This is a genomic window from Janthinobacterium sp. FW305-128, from assembly GCF_020858135.1.
GTDB lineage: Bacteria > Pseudomonadota > Gammaproteobacteria > Burkholderiales > Burkholderiaceae_D > Janthinobacterium.
This window is the reverse complement of record NZ_JACYMK010000009.1, coordinates 242367-266508: the sequence shown is the minus strand read 5'-3', so window position 1 is coordinate 266508 and position 24142 is coordinate 242367. Positions and strand designations below refer to the sequence as shown.

24 protein-coding genes are annotated in these 24142 nt (G+C 65.2%); 4 read left to right on the top strand and 20 right to left on the bottom strand.

Annotation, left to right across the window (positions count from 1 at the left end; all coding sequences use genetic code 11):
- The first annotated feature begins 60 nt into the window (after nt 1-60).
- The 3 genes from IGS60_RS19955 (at nt 61) to IGS60_RS19945 (ending at nt 1698) form a co-directional block, all read left to right on the top strand.
- On the top strand, nt 61-573 hold the full coding sequence (locus tag IGS60_RS19955; RefSeq protein WP_070224980.1) for a phasin family protein: 513 nt from the start codon (nt 61-63) through the stop codon (nt 571-573).
- Between the two features lie 48 nt (nt 574-621).
- Entirely contained in the window at nt 622-1005 is a 384-nt protein-coding gene (locus tag IGS60_RS19950; protein WP_070224979.1) for a KGG domain-containing protein, read from the top strand.
- A gap of 180 nt (nt 1006-1185) precedes the next feature.
- Nucleotides 1186-1698 (top strand): YgjP-like metallopeptidase domain-containing protein, encoded by a 513-nt coding sequence (locus tag IGS60_RS19945; RefSeq protein WP_070224978.1) that lies wholly within the window; start codon nt 1186-1188, stop codon nt 1696-1698.
- A gap of 161 nt (nt 1699-1859) precedes the next feature.
- On the opposite strand, the gene IGS60_RS19940 is transcribed toward IGS60_RS19945, so the two are convergent.
- The 13 genes from IGS60_RS19940 to IGS60_RS19880 all read right to left on the bottom strand — a co-directional run bounded on the left by IGS60_RS19940 (nt 1860) and on the right by IGS60_RS19880 (nt 15860).
- Entirely contained in the window at nt 1860-2453 is a 594-nt protein-coding gene (locus IGS60_RS19940; protein WP_070224977.1) for a PEP-CTERM sorting domain-containing protein, read from the bottom strand.
- A 186-nt stretch (nt 2454-2639) separates the two neighbouring features.
- The gene (locus IGS60_RS19935) at nt 2640-2804 is read right to left on the bottom strand and encodes a hypothetical protein (RefSeq protein ID WP_230505935.1); all 165 of its coding nucleotides are present in this window, start codon (nt 2802-2804) and stop codon (nt 2640-2642) included.
- Entirely contained in the window at nt 2804-3349 is a 546-nt protein-coding gene (locus IGS60_RS19930; RefSeq protein WP_046682536.1) for a TIGR00730 family Rossman fold protein, read from the bottom strand. Before IGS60_RS19930 ends, IGS60_RS19935 begins: the two co-directional genes overlap by 1 nt.
- 11 nt (nt 3350-3360) lie before the next feature.
- Complete coding sequence (locus IGS60_RS19925; RefSeq protein ID WP_070224976.1) at nt 3361-4134, bottom strand: hypothetical protein; 774 nt, start codon at nt 4132-4134, stop codon at nt 3361-3363.
- Between the two features lie 41 nt (nt 4135-4175).
- Nucleotides 4176-4847 (bottom strand): TetR/AcrR family transcriptional regulator, encoded by a 672-nt coding sequence (locus IGS60_RS19920; protein WP_034758777.1) that lies wholly within the window; start codon nt 4845-4847, stop codon nt 4176-4178.
- A 138-nt stretch (nt 4848-4985) separates the two neighbouring features.
- The gene (locus tag IGS60_RS19915) at nt 4986-5606 is read right to left on the bottom strand and encodes a phasin family protein (RefSeq protein WP_230505934.1); all 621 of its coding nucleotides are present in this window, start codon (nt 5604-5606) and stop codon (nt 4986-4988) included.
- Between the two features lie 152 nt (nt 5607-5758).
- Nucleotides 5759-9397, bottom strand: coding sequence for an EAL domain-containing protein (locus IGS60_RS19910; protein ID WP_230505933.1), 3639 nt, complete (start codon nt 9395-9397; stop codon nt 5759-5761).
- Nucleotides 9398-9699: 302 nt separating this feature from the next.
- Entirely contained in the window at nt 9700-10656 is a 957-nt protein-coding gene (locus IGS60_RS19905) for a triacylglycerol lipase (RefSeq protein ID WP_230505932.1), read from the bottom strand.
- Nucleotides 10653-12287, bottom strand: coding sequence for a GMC family oxidoreductase (locus IGS60_RS19900; protein ID WP_230505931.1), 1635 nt, complete (start codon nt 12285-12287; stop codon nt 10653-10655). The genes IGS60_RS19905 and IGS60_RS19900 overlap by 4 nt, the downstream gene beginning before the upstream one ends.
- A 12-nt stretch (nt 12288-12299) precedes the next feature.
- Nucleotides 12300-12827 (bottom strand): hypothetical protein, encoded by a 528-nt coding sequence (locus IGS60_RS19895; protein WP_230505930.1) that lies wholly within the window; start codon nt 12825-12827, stop codon nt 12300-12302.
- A 72-nt stretch (nt 12828-12899) separates the two neighbouring features.
- Entirely contained in the window at nt 12900-14096 is a 1197-nt protein-coding gene (locus tag IGS60_RS19890) for an MFS transporter (RefSeq protein ID WP_230505929.1), read from the bottom strand.
- 100 nt (nt 14097-14196) lie between these two features.
- The gene (locus IGS60_RS19885; RefSeq protein WP_230505928.1) at nt 14197-15099 is read right to left on the bottom strand and encodes a LysR substrate-binding domain-containing protein; all 903 of its coding nucleotides are present in this window, start codon (nt 15097-15099) and stop codon (nt 14197-14199) included.
- Complete coding sequence (locus tag IGS60_RS19880) at nt 15096-15860, bottom strand: RNA methyltransferase (RefSeq protein WP_230505927.1); 765 nt, start codon at nt 15858-15860, stop codon at nt 15096-15098. The genes IGS60_RS19885 and IGS60_RS19880 overlap by 4 nt, the downstream gene beginning before the upstream one ends.
- A 195-nt stretch (nt 15861-16055) precedes the next feature.
- On the opposite strand from IGS60_RS19880, the gene IGS60_RS19875 reads away from it, so the two are divergent.
- Nucleotides 16056-16835: an inositol monophosphatase family protein gene (locus tag IGS60_RS19875; RefSeq protein ID WP_070224967.1), complete on the top strand. Its 780-nt coding sequence runs from the start codon at nt 16056-16058 to the stop codon at nt 16833-16835.
- A gap of 74 nt (nt 16836-16909) precedes the next feature.
- Here IGS60_RS19875 and IGS60_RS19870 read toward each other — a convergent pair whose 3' ends face one another.
- The 7 genes from IGS60_RS19870 to cpaB all read right to left on the bottom strand — a co-directional run bounded on the left by IGS60_RS19870 (nt 16910) and on the right by cpaB (nt 24089).
- Nucleotides 16910-17851: a type II secretion system F family protein gene (locus IGS60_RS19870; RefSeq protein WP_230505926.1), complete on the bottom strand. Its 942-nt coding sequence runs from the start codon at nt 17849-17851 to the stop codon at nt 16910-16912.
- Between the two features lie 18 nt (nt 17852-17869).
- On the bottom strand, nt 17870-18838 hold the full coding sequence (locus IGS60_RS19865) for a type II secretion system F family protein (protein WP_230505925.1): 969 nt from the start codon (nt 18836-18838) through the stop codon (nt 17870-17872).
- Between the two features lie 6 nt (nt 18839-18844).
- Nucleotides 18845-20134, bottom strand: coding sequence for a CpaF family protein (locus IGS60_RS19860; RefSeq protein WP_230505965.1), 1290 nt, complete (start codon nt 20132-20134; stop codon nt 18845-18847).
- A 107-nt stretch (nt 20135-20241) separates the two neighbouring features.
- The gene (locus IGS60_RS19855; protein WP_070224964.1) at nt 20242-21402 is read right to left on the bottom strand and encodes an AAA family ATPase; all 1161 of its coding nucleotides are present in this window, start codon (nt 21400-21402) and stop codon (nt 20242-20244) included.
- 37 nt (nt 21403-21439) lie between these two features.
- Nucleotides 21440-21712 (bottom strand): hypothetical protein, encoded by a 273-nt coding sequence (locus IGS60_RS19850; protein ID WP_230505924.1) that lies wholly within the window; start codon nt 21710-21712, stop codon nt 21440-21442.
- Between the two features lie 9 nt (nt 21713-21721).
- Nucleotides 21722-23230 (bottom strand): type II and III secretion system protein family protein, encoded by a 1509-nt coding sequence (locus IGS60_RS19845; RefSeq protein ID WP_230505923.1) that lies wholly within the window; start codon nt 23228-23230, stop codon nt 21722-21724.
- Between the two features lie 25 nt (nt 23231-23255).
- Nucleotides 23256-24089, bottom strand: a complete 834-nt coding sequence (cpaB, locus tag IGS60_RS19840; protein ID WP_070312942.1) for a Flp pilus assembly protein CpaB — start codon at nt 24087-24089, stop codon at nt 23256-23258.
- Between the last annotated feature and the right edge of the window lie 53 nt (nt 24090-24142).

The window sequence follows — 24142 nt, the reverse complement described above, 5'->3', positions numbered from 1 at the left end:
CCATACGCCGCATCCGGTGCACCGGATGTTTTCTGGATCAGCTTTTCATTGAGGTAGAACATGTTCACAAACAGTATTTTCCCCAGTCTCAGCCCGGCCCTGAAGTCCCATCTCGAGGCCCAGTGCAATTTCGCCACGGAACTATCGCGCAAGATGTTCGATACGGCGCAGCAATTGAGCGAGCTGCATCTGCGGCTGGCGCAGGACTTGCTGCACGAGTGGAGCAACGCCAGCCAGCAACTGCTGGGCGCGCGCGACACGGGCGAGTTCATGTCGCTGGCCGCTGGCCAGTTGCAGCCAAGCAGTAACAAGCTGCACCAATACCAGCAGCAGCTCGGCAATCTCGTCGCCAACGCCAATGTCGAGATGAACCGCACGGCAGAGAACCACCTGCCCGAAACGAGCCGCACGGCCGTGGCCTTCGCTGACGAAGTGGTGCGCAAGACAGCGGAAGAAACGGAAAAAGCCACGCAGCGCCAGCGTGAAATGATCGAAAAAATGCACGCCATAGGCCACCGCGACGGCGCGGGCCGCAGCCACGATAACAGCAGGCAATCCGATCAGGCGCATTGAGCGCCTGCACAGACCACTTGACCCCCACTCGACAGCAAGGAGAGCGACATGGCTAGCAATCAAGGTAATGAACAGGGCAAAGGCACTGGCAGCAGCCAGAAAGCCAGCGAATCGGGCAGCGCCAAAGGCACGAGCAAGCGCGGTTTCGCCGCCATGAATGAGGAACAGCAACGCGAAATTGCCAGCAAGGGCGGCCAGGCAGCCCATCAAAAAGGCACGGCGCATGAATTCGACTCGGAAGAAGCACGCCGTGCCGGGCAGAAAGGCGGTGAAGCCGTCAGCCGCAACCGCGAACACATGGCGGAAATCGGCAGGAAAGGCGGCGAAAGCCGGCAATCGGCCCAGCGCGCCAATGAAAACCGCAGCAGCACGGCGGGGCGCAGCGGCGGCACGGGCCGTCAGGGCGGCAAGGACGAAGACGACAAGGGCTGACCGGGCTGCGGGACTTGCCGGGCCGAGCGAGCGGCTTAGCCCGGCAACGCACGGCTTGGCGCGCGAAGGCACGGGGCGGCCCTGGCAGCTCCGTGCAAGGGGTGGCGCAGCGCGGGGCGCGGCGGTATGGTACATTCTCGCCTTACCGACACCTCCGCGCCACGTCCCGCCCTTCCCCGCATGCAGCCATCCCTGAAATACCTGAGCGCCTATTCCGAACAAACGCAAGCGCAAGTGCAGCAACTGATCGCGCAAGACAAGCTGGGCGAAGTGTTATTAAAACGCTACCCGAATGCGCACGATGTGCGCAACGACAAATCGCTGTACCTATATGTGCAGGACTTGAAGAATGAATTCCTGCGCAATGCCGAGCCGATCAACAAGGTGGCGTTCGACAGCAAGATCCATGTGATCCAGCATGCGCTGGGCTTGCATACCTCGATCTCGCGCGTGCAGGGAGGCAAGCTCAAGGCCAAACATGAAATCCGCGTGGCGACCATGTTCAAGGAAGTGCCGCTGGAATTCCTGCGCATGATCGCTGTGCACGAACTGGCGCACGTCAAGGAAAAGCAGCACGACAAGGCCTTCTACAAGCTGTGCACATATATGGAACCGCAGTACCACCAGTACGAATTCGACGTGCGCCTGTACCTGACCCAGCTCGACCTGTCAGGCCAGCGCCTGTGGTCATGAACTGCTGCGCATGACGGCCTGCGCATGAAGTCCACGTGAAAATGCCGCCCGGCATACACTGGGCGGCATTGTTCGAGTGCGCTGGCTAGTCAGCATGGCCGCCCGGTAAAACGGGCGGCTTTTTTACAGGCGCGCCGGCATGGCCGGCACCATGTTCAGGCTCAGGCGGCGTTCTTGCGGCGAAGCATGAAGCCCAGCAGGCCCAAACCGCCCAGCAGCATGCCGTAGGTGGCCGGTTCCGGCACGGCGCTCACGCTGGCGGCGATATTGTCGACCTGGAAGGTATGCAAGGCGCCTTCCTTCCACGTTGCCGACAGCAGATTGCTGAAACCAGTAAACGTGTAGTCGGCGAAGGTGTGGCCGCCGCCGAGGGTGAAGGTCTGGCTCACCGTGCCGCCGCCCACCTGGTGGCCGACGAAGGTCACGTCAAAGGAACCGGGCAAGCTCACGAAGTCGGCCAGGCTGATCGAGCTCAGCGAGAAAGCGCCGCCATCGGCACGGCTCAAGGTAGTCGTCGACAGGAGCGTCGCGCCGAGACCGGCCGAACCGGCGTAGGCGAGGCTATTCTGGTGTGCCGAGCTCAGCAGCCCGAAACTGCTGTCGAAGTTGTAGCCGCCTTCGGAGTAGGACTTGAACACGGAACCGAAGTAGCCGGGTTGTTCCAGCGGATCGAAGCCGATGATGGTGGTTTGTGCGTGGGCGCCGCCAGCGCTGGCCAGAATGGCGGCGACAGCGGTCGCTCGCAAGAGGGTCATAGGTTTCAAAATAGCATCCTTTCGAGATGATGAAGTAGCGTGGTTGTGGCAACTTGAAATGGACCGGCACCTTTTTTTTGGGAGTCTGTACAACGCTCGTCGGTGTCCGATATTCCTAACTTTGAACCATGCCAGTAGACCACAGCCATGCTTAAAAATCATCTTCATTTTCAAAAAAACATGCTATCACTGCAATTTTTTTGCCATATTTTTATTAATTAACTCATCAGGCCCGATCAATTTTCCCATGCGGAAATAAAAAAAGCCATGCAGTGCGTACTGCATGGCCCTTGCAAGCGACAGGGAAAATAGTTGCCTGGCGGCATACGCACCGCCAGGCGAAAACGGCATTACGGCGCGCACTCCTTCAGGCGCTGCACCAGCGCTGCAGGATCGGCGTCGGCATTGAGGAACGCCGCGTGCTGCGGGCGGATGAAACCCTGCTCCTTGCCGTTTTGCACGAAAGCAATCAAGCCATCATAGAAACGGTCGACATTGAGCAGGCCGATGGGCTTGGCATGCAAGCCCAGCTGGGCCCATGTGAGCATCTCGAACAGTTCTTCCAGGGTGCCATAACCGCCGGGCATGGCGATGAAGGCATCGGACAGGCTGGCCATCATCGCCTTGCGCTCATGCATGTCCTTCACGATGAACTGGCGCGTCAAGCCCATGTGGCCCACTTCGCGTTCCACCAGCTGGGTGGGAATCACGCCCGTTACCTCGCCGCCCAGGCGCAGCACTTCATCGGCAATCACGCCCATCAGGCCCACTTTTCCGCCGCCATACACGAGCGAAATATTTTCCGCCACCAGCACGCGCGCCAGTTCGCGCGCCGCCACGGCATAGTCCGGCGAGACGCCCGCGTTGGCGCCACAGTACACACATAAAGCCTTGATCACAGTCGTCCCTACCCTTTCAATTCATCGATCGCCGCCTCGACTTCGAGGCGTTCCTTGGCGTCCAGTGCCACGCACTCGGCCGCCTTTTCATACAAGGCCAGCGCTTCCGCCAGCTTTTTCTTTCCATCGAGCATATTCAATGCGCGCGCATATTCGCTGTGCGCGAGCGCCGAATACGGCGTCAGGGCCAGCGCCGTCTTGAAGTGCTGGTAGCCATCTTCCTTGTTGGCGCCATAGGTCAGCCCCCCTATCATGACGCCGACCTTGTCGATAATTTCCGTATGATAAATCCCAAACGCGATATGCGCTTCCGCATGCATGGGCGCGATCGTCATCGTGCGGTCCAGGCTGTTGCGCACGCGCGCCCCCATGCCCTGCGCCAGCGCCTTGACGACGGAAGTGCCGAGCGCGTAGCGGCCCAGACTGTAGGCATGCCAGTAGTAGCCGGCCGGATTGTCCGGCTGCTCGCTCTGCTGGCGCTCGCAGCGCTCGGCCACTTCCTCGTACATGTCGAGTTTCTGGCTGTCATTGCCTTCCAGGTGCGTGGCATAGATGCAGGTGGCCTTGTGCGCCACCGCATAACCGGGCACGCCGACGGCCAGGCCCAGCTTCACGGCGCGCTCGAAGTCGCCCGCATGGAAGGCCAGCCAGGCTTGCACCAGCGCAGGGTGCGTGGGAAACGGCTCCACGTCGCCCGCATGCAGGCGCGACCAGGCCGCTTCCAGGGTTTGCGGGGTGTAGACATATGCTGCGTCCGGATAGGGAAATTGTTTCCAAGCCATATATCTCTCCTGTAATTGACGACGTGGCGCCAACAGCCGCATCAGTCGTTCTTGAGTTTGGTCACATACTCTTCCGACAGTTTGCGAAACAGCAAATGCGTTTCATTGCGCAAATAGGGCCCGATCAGGGACAGCACCTGGTAGCAGCCGCGCGCCAGCGCATCGGACATCGATTGCTGCTCGCTGTACTTGCGCGGATTGCGCACGTATTCGTACGACAGCCAGTAGGTGGCGACGACCACCATATTCGTCGCCATGGCGGCCACTTCCATGTCCGACGCCTCGAGCGACTGTTCGCTGCGCAAATCTTCGCACAGCTGCGTAGCCACCTTGATCTTGTGCGCCAGGATCAGTTTGAAGTGCAATTCCAGCTTGCGGTTGCGCGACAACAAATCGTTGAGGTCGCGATAGAAAAAGCGGTAGCGCCAGATCAGTTCGAACATCAGGTGCAGGTACAGCCAGACATCCTCGATATTCGAGCGGCGCCCGTCGGGCACGGTCAGGATGCGTTCGATTTCCGCCTCGAACTGGACGAAGATCGAGTTGACGATGTCGTCCTTGTTACGGAAGTGGTAATACAGGTTTCCCGGCGAAATGTTCATCTCTTCCGCAATCACGGTCGTCGTGATATTCGGCTCACCAAACTCATTGAACAGGCGCAGCGACAACTCCAGGATGCGTTCGCGGGTACGGCGTGGTGCTTTTTGTAGCATGGCGGGCAATCTCTCTGTGTTCTGCCTCAAGCATACCACCTAAGATAGCCGTAATGAAACACCGCGCCCCACGGCGGCGGCGAATAAGGCAGGCAAAAAAAAGCCTGCGCGAGCAGGCTGGAGGAATGCTGCGCCAGCTCAGGCCGGCGATGCTTTTTTCTTCGCCGCCGGCCTGACGGCGGGCTTGCTGGCGGCTGGTTTGGTCACGGGCTTGGTCACGGACTTGGCGGCGGCGCGCGGCACCGCCTTGGCGGTCGTCTTGACCGGTGCCTTGCCCGGAGCCTTGGCGACGGCCGCCTTCGGTGCCGTTTTCGGCGCCGTCTTCGCGGCAGGCTTGGCAACGGCCTTCGGCTTGGCCGCCGGCGCGGCCTTGCCCGACAGGGCGGCCACCTGCACGCTCAAGGCATCGATCTTGGCGTGCAGCGCGGCAATGTCGTTTTGCATGGGCACGCCGATGGTGGCCAGGGCCCGCGCCACGCGCTCCTCAAACACCTGTTCCAGCTTGTCCCAGGAACCGCTGGCCTGCTTGCCCACGCCATCGGCCAGCTTGCTGACGCTGCCGCTGACATCGGCCACCTTGTGTTCGGCGCGCTTCTGGAATTCCGTGCCCTCCTTGACCAGCTTGGAAAACACGCGTCCGCCCTCTTCCTGCGCCTTGGCGAAGGCGCCCAGGCCCGCTTGCCAGATCTGCTGCGCCGACGAGCGCACGGCGCTCGCCAATTCCGTGTCTTCCGCCAGTTCCTTCAATTTCTTTACCATCGCCCGCTCCCGTCATGTGAAAGGCCATGCCACTACATGGATGTTTTTATTCTAGAGAGCAAAACTAGAGACGGGAGTCTAATTCGATAGCGAGCTGCGCCCCAAGGTGCGCCAGCGCACGCGGCGGCCGGTCGCTTGCGCGCGGCAAGCGCCTAAGCCGCCGCTTTCACGGGGCCATGCAGCAGCTTGTGCAAGCGGAAGCCTTCGCGGATATTCTCGCGCAGCACGGCGCCTTTCCACGGCTTGGTGTAGAAGCGGTCGACGGCGCCGCGGTTGATGGCCGCCATGATGGGCGTCAGGTCGGCAAAGGCCGACAGCATGATGCGGAAGGTGTCGGGGCACAGGTGCTTGACCCGCTCCATGAATTCGGTGCCGCTCATGAGCGGCATGCACTGGTCGCACAGGATCACCTGCACCTTGTGGCGCGCCAGGACGTCGAAGCCCTCGGCGGCCGTCTGCGCCGTCAGGATGCGGTAGCCGTCCTGCGCCAGGAAGTCGCTGAGCACGTCGAGCATGAAGACATCGTCGTCGACGATCAGCAAGGTTTGCTGCTCTTCGCTGCCATCATCCTGCGGCGCCTGCAGCAGCTTGCCCCCCATCAGCATCTGCTCGAATTCTTCCTGCGGCACGGGGCGGCTGAAATAATAGCCCTGCATTTCGTCGCAGCCGTGGCGCCGCAAATAAGCCAGCTGCGCATCGTTTTCCACGCCTTCGGCAATCACCTCCAGTTTCATGCTGTGCGCCATGCTGATGATGGCCAGCACGATGGCCGCGTCGTCCGGATTGCTCGTCACTTCGCGCACGAAGGCGATGTCGATCTTCAGCTTGTCGATGGGGAAGCGCTTCAGGTAGGCCAGGCTGGAATAGCCGGTGCCGAAATCGTCGATGGAAATCTGGATGCCCAGCGCCTTCAGGTTGCGCAGCACGGAGATGGTCTCCTCGGCGTTCGACATCAGCGAGCTTTCCGTCAGCTCCAGTTCCAGCAGGTCGGGCGCGATATCGTACTTGCGGATGGCCTTGAGCACCTCCTCTTCCAGGCCGCCGACGAAGAACTGGATGCCCGACACGTTCACCGACAGGTGCACGGGGCCGATGCTGCTGGCGCCCCACTCGCTGATCTTCTTGCACGCCTCGTCGAGCACCCAGTTACCGACGCGCACGATGAGGCCCGTTTCTTCCAGCAGGGGGATGAACAGGGCCGGCGAGACCATGCCGTGGCCCGGACGGCGCCAGCGGATCAGCGCTTCGGCGCCGCTGATGCGCCCCGAGATGATATTCACCTTGGGCTGGAAGAACAGCACGAATTCCTCGTTGTCGATGGCGCGCCGCAAGGCATTTTCCATGTCCAGCCGCGCCATCGATTGCGCATTCATTTCCGCCGTGAAGAAGCGGAAGGCGTCGCGCCCCGCTTCCTTGGCGCGGTACATGGCCGTGTCGGCGTATTGAATCAGTGTGTCCGCATCGACCGCATCCTCGGGGAACACGGAAATGCCGATGCTGACCGTCACCGTCACCTCGTGGCCCTGCAAGTCGAAGGGCTTGCGCATCGCCTCGCGGATCTTGTCGACCACGCCCACGGCATGCTGTGCGCCTTCAGGCAGCACCAGGATGGTGGCAAATTCATCGCCGCCAAAGCGGCCGATGGTGTCGCGCACGCGCAGGCAATCGACGAGGCGGCTGGAAAACTGCCGCAGCAGGTCGTCGCCGATGGTGTGGCCCAGAGTATCGTTGATATTCTTGAAGCGGTCGACATCCATGAACAGCACGGCCACGGCCCACTGGTGTTCGGCCGCCTGGGACAGCGAATGGGTCAGCGAAGCGAAAAACTGGCTGCGGTTCGGCAAGCCCGTCAAAGTATCGAAATGGGCCAGCTTCATCAGACGCTGCTCGGCATCCTTGCGCTCGGTGATGTCGCGCGCCACGGCCACCAGAATCCAGCTCTGCCCCGAGCGCAGGGTGCGCCGCTGCACTTCCACCGACAGCGGCGAGCCGTCCTTGCGCTGCAGCTGCAATTCCGTCATCGGGCCGCCCTGGTCGCCGGCCAGCAGCTTGTTGTACAGCTCTTCGAGCTGGGATTCGCCCTCGTGCGCGCGGCCCGGCCCCACGCGCAGGAAATCCTCGCGCTCGAAACCGAGCATGCGGCAAGCCGTCTGGTTGACGTCGACGAAGCACATGCCGGCGCGGTCGACGAGGAAAATCGCGTCGGCCGTGGCATCCATCGCCAGGCGGAAGCGGCGCAAGTCTTCATCGAGGCGGATGCGCGCCGCCATGTCCAGTGTCAGCTGCTCGTGATGGCGCTTGATCTCGTCGTACAGCAGCAGATTGTCGTAGGCGACGGCGATCTGCGCCGCCACCGTCGCGGCGACGCGCTCGTCGACTTCGGAAAATTCATTCGCCCCCAGCTTGTCGACCAGGTACAGCCAGCCGTGGCTGCGTTCGCGCGAAGCGATGGCCACGCCCAGGAAGGAATGCACGGGCGGGTGCGTGTCGGGCAAGCCGAGCGCGCCGGGATCGCCCTTCAAGCCATTGACCCGGTAGGGCTGGCGCTGTTCCAGCAAGCGGTTCAGGATGCCCGTGCGCGGCGCGCTGGCGATGCGCTCGAGGTTCTTCTCGGCGCCGCACGAGGAAAAATAGCTGAGCTTTTCGGCGCCCTCTTCCAGCACGCCGATGCAGGCGTACTTGGAGACGCAGATATTCTGCGCCACCTTGCAGCCCGCCTCGATCAGGGCGCGCGGATCGCGTTCGGCGCCCAGCTCGATGCCGAGTTCGATCAGGGCCGTCAGGCGCAGGCTCACCGCCTGCAGGCTCGACAGCGAACGCGACAGGCGCTCCGTCATGACGCCCAGGTCTTCGGGAAGCGCGGCCTGGCCCTCGCGCTGGCTGGCCAGCTGCGAAATCTGCTGGCTGCTCGATTCGAGTTCGTCGAGGTAGCCGCTGACCTGATGCTCGATGCCGGCCAGCTTGCCCGTGACGGGAAGCGCCGCCCCGCCGCCCGCGCCGGGCCCCGCCGCCATCTGGGCCGCCGCCGGCATCAGCCCCAGCGCCTCGTTGACGGTGCGCACGATAACCTCGGGATCGGACGGCTTGGGCAGCACCCAGCGCACGCCGCATGCCTGCGCCAGCAGGATCGCTTCCTGCTCGCGGTAGGTGGCCGTATAAAAGATGATGGGCACGTCGGTCAGCGCGGGATCGGCGTGCACGCGCGTGACGAATTCGTAGCCGTCCATGTTCGGCATGAGGATGTCGGAGATGATCAGGTCCGGCCGCTCGGTGCGCAGGATTTCCAGCGCGTCGGCGCCATTGGCCGCCTCCAGCAGGCGGTGGCCGCCGTAGCCCAGCAGAGCGGTGAGGAATTCGCGGTTCAGCACATGATCATCGACGATCAGGATGGTGGCTATGTCGTTTTTAACTGGCGTCGACGGCGCCCCGGGTAAAAAAGACTCCAGCTCCGCCACGAACAGGTCAGGTTCGATGGGCTTGCCGATGTAGCCATTGAAGCCCGCTTCGAGCAGGCGTTCGCGGTCGCCCACCATGGCCAGCGCCGTCACGGCCAAGGCAGGAATCTTGCGCAGCAGCGGGTCTTTCTTCAGCTCCGCCACGACGCCATAGCCATCGAGCTTGGGCAAATGCACGTCGCAAATGATCAGGTCGGGCAATTCGCTGCGCGCCATGCGCACGCCCTCTTCACCATCATAGGCAGCCAGCGGCGTGTACCCGAAGGCACGCAGCAAATACACCATCAATTCCATATTGGTGGCGTTATCTTCGATAATCAGTATACGTGCGGACAATTAGCGCCCCCAATAAAAACTGCATGGACTCATTTTCTGCCTGCGTTCAACTTTCCGCTTGCGCAGCCTACATAACAATCCTACAACATCTTGCCATATATCCAGAGAAATAGGTGGCCGTCGTCAGGCTGCGGAACGGGGCAAGCGGCCTCAAGAACAAATTTCCACCGCCTGTCTTCCGATGCTAGCTTAATACAGTACGCCAGTGGAAAACAGCATTATCTGCCCCTTGCGTTGTTAAACAGGGGCAACAGCAGAGTCAAAACAGACAGTCTTGCCATGCAGACAAAACACAACAGGACTCAGGCGAAATGGGGGGCCGAAGGGGGCTGGGTGACTTCGTTCTTGATAGTGATTTCTGCCAGCAGCCGGCGCAGCACGCGCGCGTCGCTGGCCAGCGCCACGTGGCCGATGCCGCCAAAGGCGAGATTGCGCGCGCCCGGCAACTGCGCGGACGCTTGCGGCGCGACGATATTGTCGTGATGCGAATACATCGACGTGATCAGCGCGCGCGTTTCCGTCGTCTCGCTGGTGGCCAGCTGCGCCAGCCAGCCGCTGGGCGCATCGTCGATGCGGCTCATCTGCCGCGCATTCGTCCCCGCCGCCAGGTTGGCCAGCGCCGTGCCGTGGTGGGGCGTGCCGATGGTGAGGATGCGCGCCACGCGGGCCGCGCCGTAACGGCGCAGCCAGGCGCGCGCCACCAGGCCGCCCATGCTGTGGGCGACGATAATGACGCGGTCGCTGCCCGTGCGCGCGCACAACGCCTCGATCGCTTGCTCGACCTGCGGCACGAAGTCTTCGATGTCGGCGCCTATCGGCTCCAGGTCGACGCCGTCGTGCGCGATGCCGGCGCGCGCCAGCTGCCGGCTCAGCTGCGTCCAGTAGCCGCGGTTGCACACATAGCCGTGCACCAGCAGCACCGGCAGATCCTGGCCAGCGACGTTGTCGGCCGCATGCAGGCGCGGACGCAGCATGTCCCACGACGAGGACCGCAGGGTAGCGCGCAGCTCGCCGAAAAACAGGCGCGCGGCGCCCCCGGCACCCAACTGATATTGCTCTGGTACGGGGCTGCCCAGGCGCCGGCTCTGCCAGAAATTGCGCGCCACGATCAGCGCGCGCACGGCCAGCAGCATGGCGCCCGCCAGCAGCAGGGCCATGGCGGGCGAGGCGACGCCCCACGCGTGCATGGCCAGGTACGCAAAGCCCAGCACGGCCAGCACCTGCAGCAGCATCAGCCACTTGAGGATGCGCGCGATCATGCAGCGCCTGAGAGGGGAACGGGCGCCGGCTTGCCCGTTAATTGCTGCGCCAGGCCGCTGGCCAGGCGCGCGGCCAGCGCATAGATCGTCAGTTGCGGATTGGCGCCTATCGACGTGGGAAACAGCGAGCCGTCGTGCACGGACAGGTTGCGCACGCCGTGGTAGCGGCCGTCGGCGCCCGTCACGCCCAGGCGCGCATCGTCCGACATGGCGCAGCCGCCCATCACGTGGGCCGATACCACCCGCGCCAGCAGCGCCTGCATCGGCAAATCGCCGATGGCCCGCTTCGCCTGCGTCCAGCTCGTGTAGTGGCTGGCCATCTCGTGCACGGGATACACGCTCCTGGCGCCGGCCGCGAACTGGATTTCCGCCATCGACAGCAGCGCGCGCCGCACGCCATCCCAGATGAACGGCGTGAGCGGATAGTTGAGCACGGGCGCGCCGAAGCTGTCGATGGAGACGCTGCCGCCGACCGCCTCATGGTGAAAGCCGTCGCGCAGCAGCGCTAGCAAGGCGTGCGCATGGGGGAAGTCGCGCATGGTGCGCGCATGCTCGTCGCCGAAGCCGCCCATGGTGGTGGCCATCAGCAGCGGGTGCAAAGGCGGCGCTTCGAGCTTGTAGCCAATGGGACCGTCGATGGGCGCCGTGTGCAGGAAATGGTCGGAATAAATCGTCTGCGGCGCCCCCGCATAGGCGTCGACGCGCTGCGGGAACAGGCCCGCCGACACCACGGTCGGATGCAAAAAGGTGCGCCGGCCCAGCAAGCCGTGCGGGTCGGGCGCCTGCGAACGCAGCAGCAGGGCCGGCGAATTGATGGCGCCGCCGGCCAGCACAAAATATTTCGCGCGCAGCGTCAGGCGCACGCCCGTGGGTACTTGCCCGGCCGCGTCCAGCGCAGTGACTTGCAGGCTGTCGATGCGCTCGCCCTTGAAGCTGAAGCGCTCGGCGCGCGCATGCACGAGCAACCCCGCGCCCAGCGCCAGCGCCGACGGAATCGTCGTCACCAGCATCGACTGCTTGGCGTTGGTCGGGCAGCCCATGCCGCAGTAGCCGAGGTTCCAGCAGCCGTTCACGTTGCGCCGGATGGCGGCCGTCGGAATCCCCAGCGCCGCGGCGCCACGGCGCAATAAATCGTTGTTTTCATTGGGCGGCGCGGCCCAGTCGCTCACGTGCAGGCGTTTTTCCATCATGGCGAACCACGGCGCCATGGCGTCCACCGAGTAGGCACTCAAGCCGAAATGCCGGCGCCAGTATTCGAGCGTGCCGGACGGCGTGCGAAAACTCGAAGTCCAGTTGACGGTGGTCGAACCGCCCACCGTGCGCCCCTGCAGGATATTGATCGCCTTGTCGCGCGTCTTGCGCGCGGCCGATTCCTGGTACAGCGCGGGATAGGCCTGCGCTTCGCGCATCTTGAAGTCCTTCGAAGACTTCAAGCCGCCCTCTTCGACCATCAAGACTTTCAAGCCGGCCAGCGCGAGGATTTCCGCCGTCACGCCGCCGCCGGCGCCACTGCCGATGACGACGACGTCCGCCTCGAAGATACGGTCGGTGCCCAGGGTGCTGGCGTCGGTGACGTTCCAGCCTGCCGCAATGCCGGCGGCGATGGGATCAGGAATGGGGGATGTGCTCATGGATGGGATGCCTTATGCGCTCAGTTCGGGCAGCGGTCCCGGATAGCCGATGGCGGCCCAGTGGGCGGCATCGGCGTACCAGGCGCCGAGGATCAGGTCATGCAGGGCCAGGTAGGCCGTCTGCAGGGTGGCCAGGCGGTGCGTGCGCCACGCCTGCAGAAAGGCGGCCACCTGGGCTGGATCGGCTGCGAGCCAGCCATCTTTCACGCCGGCGACGAAGCGCCGCGCGGGCGCCAGCGCCAGCAAGCCGAACAGGTCCTGCACTTCCTGCTGCGCCGCCAGCGGCAAGCCATGAATGGCCGTGTCCACGCCGGCGATGGCGCCATCGAGCGCCGCGGCCCGCGCGGGGGCTTCCTGCGGCAGCGCGCTGCCCAGCATGGCCGGCACGATGGCCGCCAGCGCCGCGCGCGCTTCGCCGTCGAGCACGAAACGGCCAGGAGGCGCCGGCCCGCGCACCAGGCGGTAGGCGGCGCCGCCGGCGGCCAGCGCACAGGCGCCCAACACGCCCAGTTTCAAGAACGATCTGCGTCGCATTCCCATGTCTCCCCTTGTTTTGTCCCGCCTTTTGCAGGCCAGTGTACGCCAAAGGAAGTGCGCTTCCGCGCGCAAAAACTAGAGCGAGCCGTCTAGTTTACGCGACTGTAACCACAGCGGCAGCATGGCCAGCAGCGCCGCCAGCGCGCCGCCGATGGCGATGCCTGGCAAGCCGAAGGCGACGATCAGCACACCGCCCAGCGCCCCGCCGGCAGCCGTGCCCGCATTGAAGGCGGCGATATTCAGGCCCGCCGCCACCGCATCGCTGCCCGGGCAATGCCGCTGCGCCAGGCGCAGCAGGCGCATGGTCGACAGGGTGACGAGCGCAAAGAACAGCAAGCCCAGGGTGCCGCACAGGGCCAGCATGGCCAGGGGATGCGTGCGCAGCGCATAAAATCCCAGCAGGTTGAGCGCCAGCGCGGCCAGGGCCAGCACGGTGAAGCGCAGCGCGTGGGGACGGTCCGCGCACCAGCCGCCCAGCAGGTTGCCGCCGATGGCACACCCGCCAAAGCACAGCATGGCGGCACTGAGCCAGCCCGCATCGAGCCCGCCCAGCTGCAGCAGGAACGGCGAGACATACGTGAAAAAGCTGAAGGTGGCCACGCTGATCAGCGCCGCCACGCCGGCCGCCAGCAGGAGGGGCGGCTGCAGGATGGCGCGCAAGCTGGCCAGGGCCGACGTGGCAGCAAGCGGCCGGTGCGCGGCGGGCATGGCGCAGCGCAAGCCGGCACCGCCGCACAGGGCCAGCACGCCGATGGCCACAAATACCCAGCGCCACGACGAGACGGCGCCCAGCCACGTCCCCAGCGGCACGCCGCCCGCCAGCGCCAGGGTCAGGCCCAGCCAGACGATGGACAGCGCCCGTCCCGCGCGGGACGGGTCGACCAGGCTGGTGGCCGCATGCGAAGCGACGGCCATGAACACGCCATGCGCGAGGCCCACGGCAAAACGCACACCGAGCAGCGCACCCAGCGCCGGCGCAGCCGCCATGGCCATGCTGCCGGCCGCCAGCACGAGCATGGTGGCCACCAGCACCTGGCGCACAGGCCGGCGCGCCAGCAGGGCCGTCAGCACGGGCGCGCCGATGGCCGCCCCCAGCGCATACGCGGCAATGGCGCCGCCAGCCGCCGCCACGCTCGCGTGCAAGTCGCGCGCCATGGGGGTCAACAGGCCGGCGGCGATGAATTCAGACAAGCCGAAGGCGAAGCTGCACAGGGAAAGCAGATAAATGGAGGATGGCAGCATGGCGGACGGCAGCACTGTGCGTGAGGACATGGTAGACATGGCAGCTCCTGACAATCAAAAACGCCATGCTGGCCCCTGCACCACCATCTGTAAAATATCTTATTTATCTTGAAACGAGACGTTCAAAGTCTTATTGAGCAGCAGACAGCCGCAGTTGCGCCAGCAGCCGCTCGCGCACGGCGGACGTGCGTTGCGGGTCCCAGGCCATGTACAGGTCGAGCTGGCGCAGCGGCGCGGGCGCGCTGCTTGCCAGCGGCAGCATGACGACGCCGGCAGGCCTGGACGCCGCCAGGCTGGCTGGCAGCAGGGCCACGCCGAAGCCGGCTGCCACCAGTCCCAGCACCGTTTGCAAGCGGCGCGCCTGCTGCACCACGCGCGGCACAAAACCCGCATGCAGGCACAGGCTGGCCAGCTGGTCGTGGAAACCCTGGCCCAGCTCGCGCGGCGAGGCGACGAAATCGTCACCGGCCAGGTCCGCCAGGTCCACGCGCGCCTGGCCCGCGCAGCGGTGATCCGACGGCAGCGCGATCACGATGTCTTCGCCCGACAGGCGCTCGAAGCGCAGGCCGGGCGTGCTGCGGCCGGGCGCGCGCAGCACGGCGATATCGACCTCGCCCCGTTCCAGCCACTCGACCTGCTGCTGCGTCGACGCTTCGCGCAAGGTGAATTGCACGGCGGGCGAGGCGGCGCGGAAGGCGCGCAAGGCGTCCAGCACGTGGGCGTACGGCGTGATGTGGATGAAGCTGAGGCGCAAGTGGCCTTCGATGCCTTGGGCCACCCGGCGCGTGGCGGCCACGCCCTCTTCCAGCCTGGCCAGCACCTGGCGCGCCGTGGCCAGGAAGGCATCCCCTGCCGGCGTCAGGCTGACCTTGCGGTTGGTGCGTTCGAAAACGGGGTAGCCGAGCGCCTCTTCCAGCCGCAGGATCGCCTGCGACAACGGCGGCTGCGCCATGTGCAGCCGTTCGGCCGCGCGGCGGAAATTGAGTTCCTCGGCGACGGCGATGAACTGGCGCAGCAGCCGCGTCTCGATCATGGGCCTTTTTTGGCGACCGCCAGGATATGCCGCGCGATGCCGCGCAGGATATTGACTTCTTCCGTTTCCAGCCCCGCGCGCGAAAACAGGCGTTTCAAGCGCGGCATCAGCTTTTTCGGGTTGTCGGCGTCGAGGAAGTCGATGGCGACCAGCGCCTGCTCCAGGTGCGCATACATGCCGTCGACCTGCGCCAGGCTGGCCGCGTCGCCATGGAAGCCGACGGGGCTGGCCGCCTGCCCATCGCCGAGCGCCGCCACGCGGCATTCATAGGCGACGACCTGCGCCGCCTGCGACAGGTTCAGCGAGGAATACTCGGGATTGGCGGGAATGTTGATCAGCACATTGCACTGCTCGACGATCTCGTTGGGCAAGCCAAAGCGCTCGTTGCCGAAGATGACGGCCGCGTGCAGGTCTTCGCTGGCCGCCAGCTGGGCCGCGATGGCGCGCGGGGCCGTGACGGGCGGCGAGAATTCGCGCAGTCGGGCCGACACGGCCGCCGCGTAATTGCAGCCTTCGAGCGCCTCGGCGATCGAGCCGACGATGCGCGCGCCGGACAGAATATCCTGCGCGCCGCTGGCGAAGGCCACCGCTTCCGCATCCGTCAAGGCGTCGGGAAAGCGGGGATTGACCAGCACCAGATCGGAAAAACCCATCGTTTTCATGGCGCGCGCGACGGCGCCAATGTTGCCAGAGCGACTAGTTTCGACAAGAATAAATCGCAGGCGTTTGAAAAGAGACGTGTTGATTTCGGGCAGATTCATTTAAAATAGCGCTATTGCGCGGTATCGATACAGGAAATTTCGGGAAACGGAGTCACAAAACGCTGACGCCAGGCCGGGATTTTAACCACTTCGGCACCGCTCCGCTCTTTAATTCATTCTTGCACTCTATCGTACCGGCGCCGCAAGGCGGCCATGGGCGGTCGCGTGCTTTTAACGGAAGCTCACATGCACCCAATGCTCAACACGGCGATCAAAGCCGCCCGCCGCGGCGCCGCCGTCATCAATCGCGCCTCTTTTGACCTCGACCGCGTCGTCGTCACGGAAAAACAACATAACGATTTCGTCACCGACGTCGACCAGGCGGCCGAACAAGCCATCATCGAGGTGCTGTCCAAGGCCTACCCGGACCACGCGTTCCTGGCTGAGGAATCGGGAGCTTCCGCCAACTCGCACGACGAGAATGAATATCAGTGGATCATCGACCCGATCGATGGCACCACCAACTTTATCCACGGCTTCCCGCAATACTGCATCTCGATCGCCCTCGCGCATCGCGGCGTCGTCACGCAAGCCGTCATCTACGATCCGGTCCGCAACGACCTGTTCACGGCCACCAAGGGCGCCGGCGCCTACCTGAACGAAAAACGCATCCGCGTCACCAAGCTCGACCGCATTTCGAACGCCATGCTGGGCACCGGCCACGGCGCCGGCCCGCGCGCGCTCGACGAATACCTGAAGATGTACCAGATCATGGCCGAACGCAGCCAGGGCGTGCGCAGTGCCGGCTCGGCCGCGCTGGACCTGGCCAACGTCGCTTGCGGCCGCCTGGACGGCTTCTACGAAAAAGGCTTGAAGCCTTGGGATATCGCCGCCGGCGCCCTGATGATCACGGAATCGGGCGGCATCGTCGGTGAATTTTCCGGCGAATCGGACTACCTGTACAAGGGCGACGTCATCGCCGCCAGCCCGAAGATCTTCGGCCAGATGATCCCCCTGCTGGCACCATTCGCCTGATCGCCAGACGCGCCCTGATGTAAAAAAGCTGCCGGAGGAAACTCCGGCAGCTTTTTTTTGGCCCCGGCCAGCCCTCAGCCGCCGCGCATGGCCGGCAGCAGCACGCGGTAAATCTGCAGGAACGCCGGTCCCATCAGCACCACCATCAGCGACGGGAAGATAAAAAAGATCAGCGGGAACAGCAGCTTGAGGGCGATCCTGGCCGCCGTTTCCTCGGCGCGCTGGCGCCGCTTGGTGCGCAGCTGGTCGGACTGCACGCGCAGCGACGCGGCGATGCTCGTGCCGAAGCGTTCGGCCTGGATCAGCAAGGTCACCAGCGCATCGACATCTCCCACCCCGGTGCGCAGGGCCAGGTTGCGCAAGGCCTTGTCCTTGGCGCTGCCGGCGCGCAGTTCCAGCGTCACCAGTTGCAGCTCTTCGGCCAGGACCTTGCTTTTCAAGCCGATTTCCTGCGCCACGCGCGCCAGCGCCGCATCCATGGCCAGCCCCGCTTCGACGCACACCGTCATCAGGTCCAGCGCATCGGGAAAGGTTTCGAACACTTCGCGCTGGCGCTGTTGCAGGCAATGCGACAGCCAGAGATTGGGCAGGTAATAGCCGAGGGCGGCGGCCGCGACCAGCCACAACAGCATATTGTGCCCGCCGTGGCGCAGCAGGAAGTACGCCAGCAGCGGCAAGCCCACGAACAAGGCCGTCTTGCCCGCGTAAAACAGCGCGGGCGCGGCCTGGCTGCGCCAGCCGGCATGGACGAAGCGGCTGCGGATGGGCGAACTTTCCCAGCCCTCGTCCGGCAGCGACAGCCTGGCCAGCGGGCGCGTCAGGCTGACGGCATGCGCCAGCCAGCGCCGTCTGGCATGGTGCCCGCTATCGCCGGCCGCGCCGGCATCGCCCAGCGCCTGCAGCCGCTCCTGCACGGCGCTGCCGGCGAATAAGCGCAGCACCAGCAAGGCCAGCGCGAAAACGATCAGGAACAGCAGGCCCAGCAAAGCCAGCTGCGCCGCGCTCATGCCGCTCATCGTGTTTTTTCTTTCATGTCACACCCGGATATGGATAATTTTTCTGATGCAGAGCACGCCAACCATCAGCAAGCCCAGCGCCACGCCGACCATCTTGCGCCCGCCCCCATCCGTGTACAGCACGGCGATAAACTGCGGATTCATCACGTGCATCATCAGCGCCGCGCCGAACGGCAGCAGGCCCAGGACCCAGGCCGACATGCGCCCTTCGGCCGACAGCACGCGCACCTGTCCCAGCAATTTCAGGCGGTCGCGGATGATGGCGCTGATGCTGCTCAGCAATTCAGTCAGGTTGCCGCCCGTCTCGCGCTGGATCAGCACGGCGATGACGAAATAGCGCAAGTCCGTGCTGGGCACGCGCGCGGCCAGGCTGGCCAGCGCATCGGCCATCGCGACGCCGAAACTGACTTCGTCGAACACGGCGCGAAATTCCTCGGCCAGCGGCCCCGTCATCTCCTCGCCCACCATTTTCAGCGCGGTGGGAAACGCATGGCCGGCGCGCATGGCGCGGCCCATCAGGTCGAGCGCATCCGGCAGTTGCTGCTCGATGCGCACCAGCCGCCGGCTCCTGGCGCGGCGCACCAGCAGATACGGCAGCATGGCGCCGCCCGCGCCCAGGCCCAGGCGCACATACCAGGGCAGCGGCAGCGCGCCGGCCAGCAGCAGGCCGGCCAGCGCGCCGAGTGTGCAATAGCCGAGGAAACCGGCCACGAGCCAGCGCATGCCCGCCTGCAGCAATAGCTGCTCGATGCGCCCCGCGCCGGGCAAGCCTTCCAGCACGCCTTGCAGAAACGGATGGACGCTCAGCGGGCGCTGCTTGGTGATCGACAGCGCCTGTTCGCCATCGCTGGCCGTATACATGGCTTGCAGGCGCCGCGCCACGCGCGCCGCGCCCGGCCCCCGCGCCGCCTGCCACGCCAGCCAGGCGCCAGCCACCAGCAGCAGGACGGCCAGGAAAATAAACAGATAGACAAGGTAGGAAAGCATGGCGGGTCAGCGCCCCGCCGCGGTGGGTTCGAACAGCGAGGCCGACACGCCGATTCCGAAGCTGTTCAGGCGTTCGAGAAAGCGCGGGCGGATGCCGCTGGCCGAGAAATGCCCGACCACCGCGCCGCCCTCGGCCACGCCCGTCTGCCGGAAACTGAAGATTTCCTGCATCGTGATGACCTCCCCTTCCATGCCCGTGATTTCCTGGATCGACGTCACCTTGCGCTTGCCGTCGATCAGGCGCGACACTTGCACCACCACCGACACGGCCGAGCTGATCTGCTGCCGGATGGCCTTGCTGGGCAGGTTGGCCGCCGCCATGCTGATCATGTTTTCCAGCCGCGTGATGGCGTCGCGCGGCGTGTTGGCGTGGATGGTCGCCATCGAACCTTCATGGCCCGTGTTCATGGCGCCCAGCATGTCGAGCGCCTCGGCGCCGCGCACCTCGCCCAGGATGATGCGGTCGGGGCGCATGCGCAGCGCATTGCGCACCAGCGCGCGCTGGCTCACTTCGCCCTTGCCTTCGATATTCGGCGGACGCGTTTCCAGCCGTACCACGTGCGGCTGCTGCAACTGCAGTTCGGCCGCGTCTTCCACCGTGACGATGCGTTCGGTCTGGCCGATAAAGCCGGAAATCACGTTGAGCATGGTGGTCTTGCCGCTGCCCGTGCCGCCGGAAATGAGGATATTCATCTTCGCCTTGCCCAGGCCCTGCAGCACCTCGGCCATTTCCGCCGTCATGCTGCGGTAGGCGACTAGGTCGGCCAGGCGCAGCGGATCGACGGAAAAACGCCGGATCGACATCACGGGGCCGTCGATGGCCAGCGGCGGGATGATGGCGTTGACGCGCGAACCGTCAGGCAGGCGCGCATCGACCATGGGGCTCGATTCGTCGATGCGCCGGCCCACGCGCGAGACGATCTTGTCGATGATTTTCATCAGATGGGCGTCATCGTCGAAGCACACGTCGGTCAGCTCGAGGCGGCCGCCGCGCTCCACATACACCTGCTGGTGGCCGTTGACGAGGATGTCCGACACACTGACGTCCGACAGCAGGGTTTCCAGCGGGCCGAAGCCCAGCATCTCGTGCTGGATATCGCGCGTCAGGCTCCTGCGCTCGGCCTCGTTGATGACCACCACCTCTTCATCCAGCAAGCGCTCGACCAGGCCGCGCAATTCTTCGCGGATGCGCTCCGGCGACAGGCGCTGCATGCTTTCCAGGTCGACCCGTTCGAGCAGCAGCCCATGGATGCGCAGCTTGAGGTCGCGGTAGCCGCGGTTGTCGATGGCCGCCATGCGTTGCGGCGCGAGCGCGGCGATCTTGGCGCTGCCGAGACGTTCGCGGATGGACAAGGCGGCGATGGGGGAACTAGCCATGAAATGCTCCTGTTCTGGGATGTGGATCAGGCGCGCCGCAGGACGCGGCCCAGCCAGCCCTGGCGCGCCGTGCTGGCCGCGCCGCCGGCCAGGCTGGCGGCGAATTCCTGCAGCGAGCGCGTGATCGGGCTGGCTTTGTCGAGCTGTAAAATCGGCACGCCCTGGTTGACCGAGGCGGCCGCCGAGGCGTAGTGATTGGGCACGGTGCGGTAGACGGCCGTGCCATACGCCGCTTCCAGGTCGCGCAGGCGGATCTCGCCGCCCTTGTCGTGGCGGTTGACGATGATATGCACCTTGTCACTGGCGTATTCGAGCGAGCGGAACATGCCCAGCAGGCGCTTGCCGTCGCGGATGTAGGGCAAGGTCGCCTGCAGGACGGGAAAGATCATGTCGGCGTGGTCCAGCGCGCGCACGCTGACGGCGTCGAGGTTGCGGCCCACGTCGAGCACGATGAAATCGTACTGGCGCCTGGCCTGCCGGATGATGGCGTCGATGTGTTCGGGCGCCACTTCGCTGGCGTGGGCGGGATCCTCGGGCGCGGCCAGCACGCTGTAGTTGGGCAGGATGTGCAGCATGCTCGATCCCAGGAACGAGGAATCGAGCCGGTGGATGTCGCGCGTGACGTCCGACAGCGTGGCCAGCGGCTTGTTCTCGGAGACGAACAGCGAGGCGTCGCCAAAATGCAGGTTCATGTCGATCAGGGCAACGCGCTGCTGGCCGCCGGCGGCCAGCGCATAACCGAGGTTGCTGGCGATGAAGGTGGCGCCGCTGCCGCCCTTGCACGAGATGAAGGCCAGCACCTTGCCATTGCCATGCTCGCGCCGCTCCAGCTTTTCCTCGATGCGTTCGAGCGCCGCATACAGGCTGGCCGGCGCGGCGGGAAACGGCAGCACGTCGCGCACGCCCGCGCGCATGGCCTGCAGCAGGAATTCGGGCGGCTGCTGGTGGCACAGCACGATGAAAGCCATGCGCGGATGCAGGTTGCTGAGGCGCTCGATGGCGGCCAGGTCGGCGCCGTCGTTCGACGGGCGGTCGAAGATCAGCACGTCGGGCGGCGACTGCGCCGCCTGCAGCGGTTCGAGCGTTTCGCCGCCCGCATCGATCTCGTCGAGCCGGTTGCGGCCGCGCAGCAGCTGGCCCAGTGCGGACAGTGTTTTTTCATCCCTGGAATTGATGGCGATTTTCACGATAGGCCTTGCTGGTTCTGTGGTGATGGTGCCAGCTTCACTTGCGCGCCCCGACGCCGATGGTGAAGGCGGCCGCTTGCGGCGCGGGTGCGGCAAAGCTTTTCTGGTACGCCGCGTAGGCGGCCTGGGCGGCCTTGCCGTCCAAGCCGGCCACGGGGTCGCGGTTCGCGCCCGCCTGCGGCGACAGCATTTGGCGCTGGCGCAGCTGCGCGACGCTGTGGCCGAACTGGCGGTCCAGATTCGGCGTGGCGGCGCAGCCGCTGGCGGCCAGCGCGGCCAGCAGTACGGGGAGGAAAACGGGATGCTGCATGATGTGCTCCTATTGAATGTCCGCGCCGGCCGGCGCTGTCTGCGTGGCCGCGTCCTGCCGCGGCCGTGGCGCGGCGGCGCCTTCCATTTTTCCTTGCAAGAAGAACTCGCCGCGGCTGGGTGCCACATAGGCATCGGTCGGCAGCACGATCTCACTGTCGAGCGGCTTGACCAGGTGCGGCGTGATGATGAAGACGAGCTCGGTGCGGTCCGTCTGGAAATCGCTGCTGCGGAACAGCGCGCCCAGCACGGGAATCTCGCCCAGGAAGGGCAAGGCCTTGATATTGGTCGTCACATTGTTCTTGATCAAACCGCCGACGGCAAAACTCTGGCCATCGAACAACTGCACCGTCGTGGTGGTGCGCCGCGTGGTAAAGGCCGGCAGCACCGCGTTGGCGGCGGCGCCCCCGCCGGTGGTGATGCCGATGCCTTCGCGGTTCAGCTCCGACACTTCCGGCGCCACCTTCAGGTTGATGCGTCCGCCTTCGAGCACGGTGGGCGTGAACTTGACGGCAATGCCGAATTCCTTTTCTTCCAGCGTGATCTTGTTGGTGGTGCTGTCTTGCGCGACCGGAATGAAAATCTTGCCGCCCGCGAGGAAACTGGCTTCCTGGCCACTGATGGCCATGATGTTCGGTTCGGCCAGCACCTTGACCAGGCCGTCGCGCTTTTGCGCATCGAGCGTGAGACCGTTGCCATTCTTGCCGTTGACGGCGCCCAGCTGGCTGGGATGGCCGCTGAGCAAGTTCGACAGCAGGCCGTAGCTCCAGTTGCCGCGCGTGCCGCTGATGCCCACGCTGGCGCCCAGCTGGTCGACCAGGGTCTTCGACACTTCGGCGATCTTCACTTCCAGCATGACCTGCTGCGGCGCCGCGACCGTCAGCATATTGATGACCTTGACGCCGCCGGCGGCATTGGCAGTGCTGGCGGCGCCGTCGGCCGGCGCCGCCGCTTCGCCCGCGCCGCGCTGGGCATAGGCTTGCGCCATCTCGAGGATCTGGCTGGCCTTGACGCTGTCGCTGACCTGCCCCGACAGCACGATGCTGCCGCCGGCCGCGCCCACCTTGACGGCATGCTCGCCGGGGAAGACATAGGCCAACTGCGCCTGCAAGCCCTCGACATCGATCTCGACTTCAATATCGACGATCACGGGGCGCTGCTGCCGGTCCCACAGGATCAGGTTGGTGCTGCCCGGGGCCAGGCCCCAGACGAACAGCTGGCTGGACGAGCCCAGCATCCTGGCGCCGGCCACGCGCGGATCGTTGACGGCGATCTGCGACACCGGCAGGCTCAGGCTGCGCAAGGTGGACTTGCCCACGGCAATGCGCACGGGCGCGCCCAGGCGGGCGATATCGGCGCCCAGCGACATGGGCGGCGCCGCGACTGGCGCCATGACGGCCTGCCGGGAAGGCGCCGCCGCGCCGGCGCTGCCTGGCCAGGCCAGGCCCGCGGCCGCGCCGCCCAAGGCCAGGGCCAGGCGGATGCCCGCACTCGAGGCGTGCTTACGAAATGTATTCATCGATCATCCTTGCTTGCCTGCTGATTTAAAATTGCTGGACGCTGGTATCCATGCCCTTGATGACGGTGACGCTGTCGCGCGCGGCAGCGCGTGCCGGGGCCGTCTGACGCCGCGCCGCGCGCACGGGCGCCGCCGCCGGCGCCAGCGCCTTCAATTCCAGCAGCGACTCCTTGGTGGCGCCGCCCGTGTCGGCGGGCGCCGGATCGACCTGGTTGCGCAGCACCAGCGACAGGCTGCCCACGCTGCGCGCCAGGTCCAGCTTTTCCACCTGCTCCGGCGTCAGTTCCAGGGTCACGGCGTTGACCACCTTGGGCTTGTTGTCGTCGCGGCCGGATTCCTGCGCCACGGCCAGCACCAGGATGCGTTCGAGCACGATCTTGGAAATGGCCAGCGGCCCGCCGCCCGCCGGTCTGGCGCGGTCATCCTGCGTATGCACGAGAATGTCGACGAAGTTGCCCGGCAGCGCGAAGCCGGCCACGCCCACCACATCGTTGACGCGCACGGTCATGGCGCGCTTGCCGGCAGCGACGATGGCCGACAGGCCACCGGTGGCGCCGGGCGGCGCGAGCTTGCTTTCCAGCACAGGCTCGCCCCTGCTGACGGCGCTGCGCGTGATGCGCCCGTCCAGCGCGCCGGCCTCGCCAAACGCCCCCGGCGGCATGGCGCCCGCCGGCCAGTCCATGCCGCGCAGCATGGCCGGCGTCACCTTCGCGCCCACGCCGATATCGACCAGCGCGACCATCACCGTCTGGCTGGCCGGCGCGCCCTGCCCTGACATCCAGCGGGCGGCCGCCAGCACGGCGCCGCCCGCCATCAGCAACGCCAGCAGCAGCACGATCGCAACGCGGCTATTTCTCATGATTTATCCTCTTGGTGAAACATGGGTTTCCGCGCGCACGCGGCCATATGCTG

Bases quoted from the DNA above. Each gene is read 5' to 3' on its own strand.
- IGS60_RS19955 (WP_070224980.1), top strand. From the start codon at position 61: ATGTTCACAAACAGTATTTTCCCCAGTCTCAGCCCGGCCCTGAAGTCC.
- IGS60_RS19950 (WP_070224979.1), top strand. From the start codon at position 622: ATGGCTAGCAATCAAGGTAATGAACAGGGCAAAGGCACTGGCAGCAGC.
- IGS60_RS19945 (WP_070224978.1), top strand. From the start codon at position 1,186: ATGCAGCCATCCCTGAAATACCTGAGCGCCTATTCCGAACAAACGCAA.
- IGS60_RS19940 (WP_070224977.1), bottom strand. From the start codon at position 2,453: ATGACCCTCTTGCGAGCGACCGCTGTCGCCGCCATTCTGGCCAGCGCT.
- IGS60_RS19935 (WP_230505935.1), bottom strand. From the start codon at position 2,804: ATGCCGTTTTCGCCTGGCGGTGCGTATGCCGCCAGGCAACTATTTTCC.
- IGS60_RS19925 (WP_070224976.1), bottom strand. From the start codon at position 4,134: ATGGCTTGGAAACAATTTCCCTATCCGGACGCAGCATATGTCTACACC.
- IGS60_RS19920 (WP_034758777.1), bottom strand. From the start codon at position 4,847: ATGCTACAAAAAGCACCACGCCGTACCCGCGAACGCATCCTGGAGTTG.
- IGS60_RS19915 (WP_230505934.1), bottom strand. From the start codon at position 5,606: ATGGTAAAGAAATTGAAGGAACTGGCGGAAGACACGGAATTGGCGAGC.
- IGS60_RS19905 (WP_230505932.1), bottom strand. From the start codon at position 10,656: ATGATCGCGCGCATCCTCAAGTGGCTGATGCTGCTGCAGGTGCTGGCC.
- IGS60_RS19900 (WP_230505931.1), bottom strand. From the start codon at position 12,287: ATGAGCACATCCCCCATTCCTGATCCCATCGCCGCCGGCATTGCGGCA.
- IGS60_RS19895 (WP_230505930.1), bottom strand. From the start codon at position 12,827: ATGGGAATGCGACGCAGATCGTTCTTGAAACTGGGCGTGTTGGGCGCC.
- IGS60_RS19890 (WP_230505929.1), bottom strand. From the start codon at position 14,096: ATGTCCTCACGCACAGTGCTGCCGTCCGCCATGCTGCCATCCTCCATT.
- IGS60_RS19885 (WP_230505928.1), bottom strand. From the start codon at position 15,099: ATGATCGAGACGCGGCTGCTGCGCCAGTTCATCGCCGTCGCCGAGGAA.
- IGS60_RS19880 (WP_230505927.1), bottom strand. From the start codon at position 15,860: ATGAATCTGCCCGAAATCAACACGTCTCTTTTCAAACGCCTGCGATTT.
- IGS60_RS19875 (WP_070224967.1), top strand. From the start codon at position 16,056: ATGCTCAACACGGCGATCAAAGCCGCCCGCCGCGGCGCCGCCGTCATC.
- IGS60_RS19870 (WP_230505926.1), bottom strand. From the start codon at position 17,851: ATGAGCGGCATGAGCGCGGCGCAGCTGGCTTTGCTGGGCCTGCTGTTC.
- IGS60_RS19865 (WP_230505925.1), bottom strand. From the start codon at position 18,838: ATGCTTTCCTACCTTGTCTATCTGTTTATTTTCCTGGCCGTCCTGCTG.
- IGS60_RS19860 (WP_230505965.1), bottom strand. From the start codon at position 20,134: ATGGCGGCCATCGACAACCGCGGCTACCGCGACCTCAAGCTGCGCATC.
- IGS60_RS19850 (WP_230505924.1), bottom strand. From the start codon at position 21,712: ATGCAGCATCCCGTTTTCCTCCCCGTACTGCTGGCCGCGCTGGCCGCC.
- IGS60_RS19845 (WP_230505923.1), bottom strand. From the start codon at position 23,230: ATGAATACATTTCGTAAGCACGCCTCGAGTGCGGGCATCCGCCTGGCC.
- cpaB (WP_070312942.1), bottom strand. From the start codon at position 24,089: ATGAGAAATAGCCGCGTTGCGATCGTGCTGCTGCTGGCGTTGCTGATG.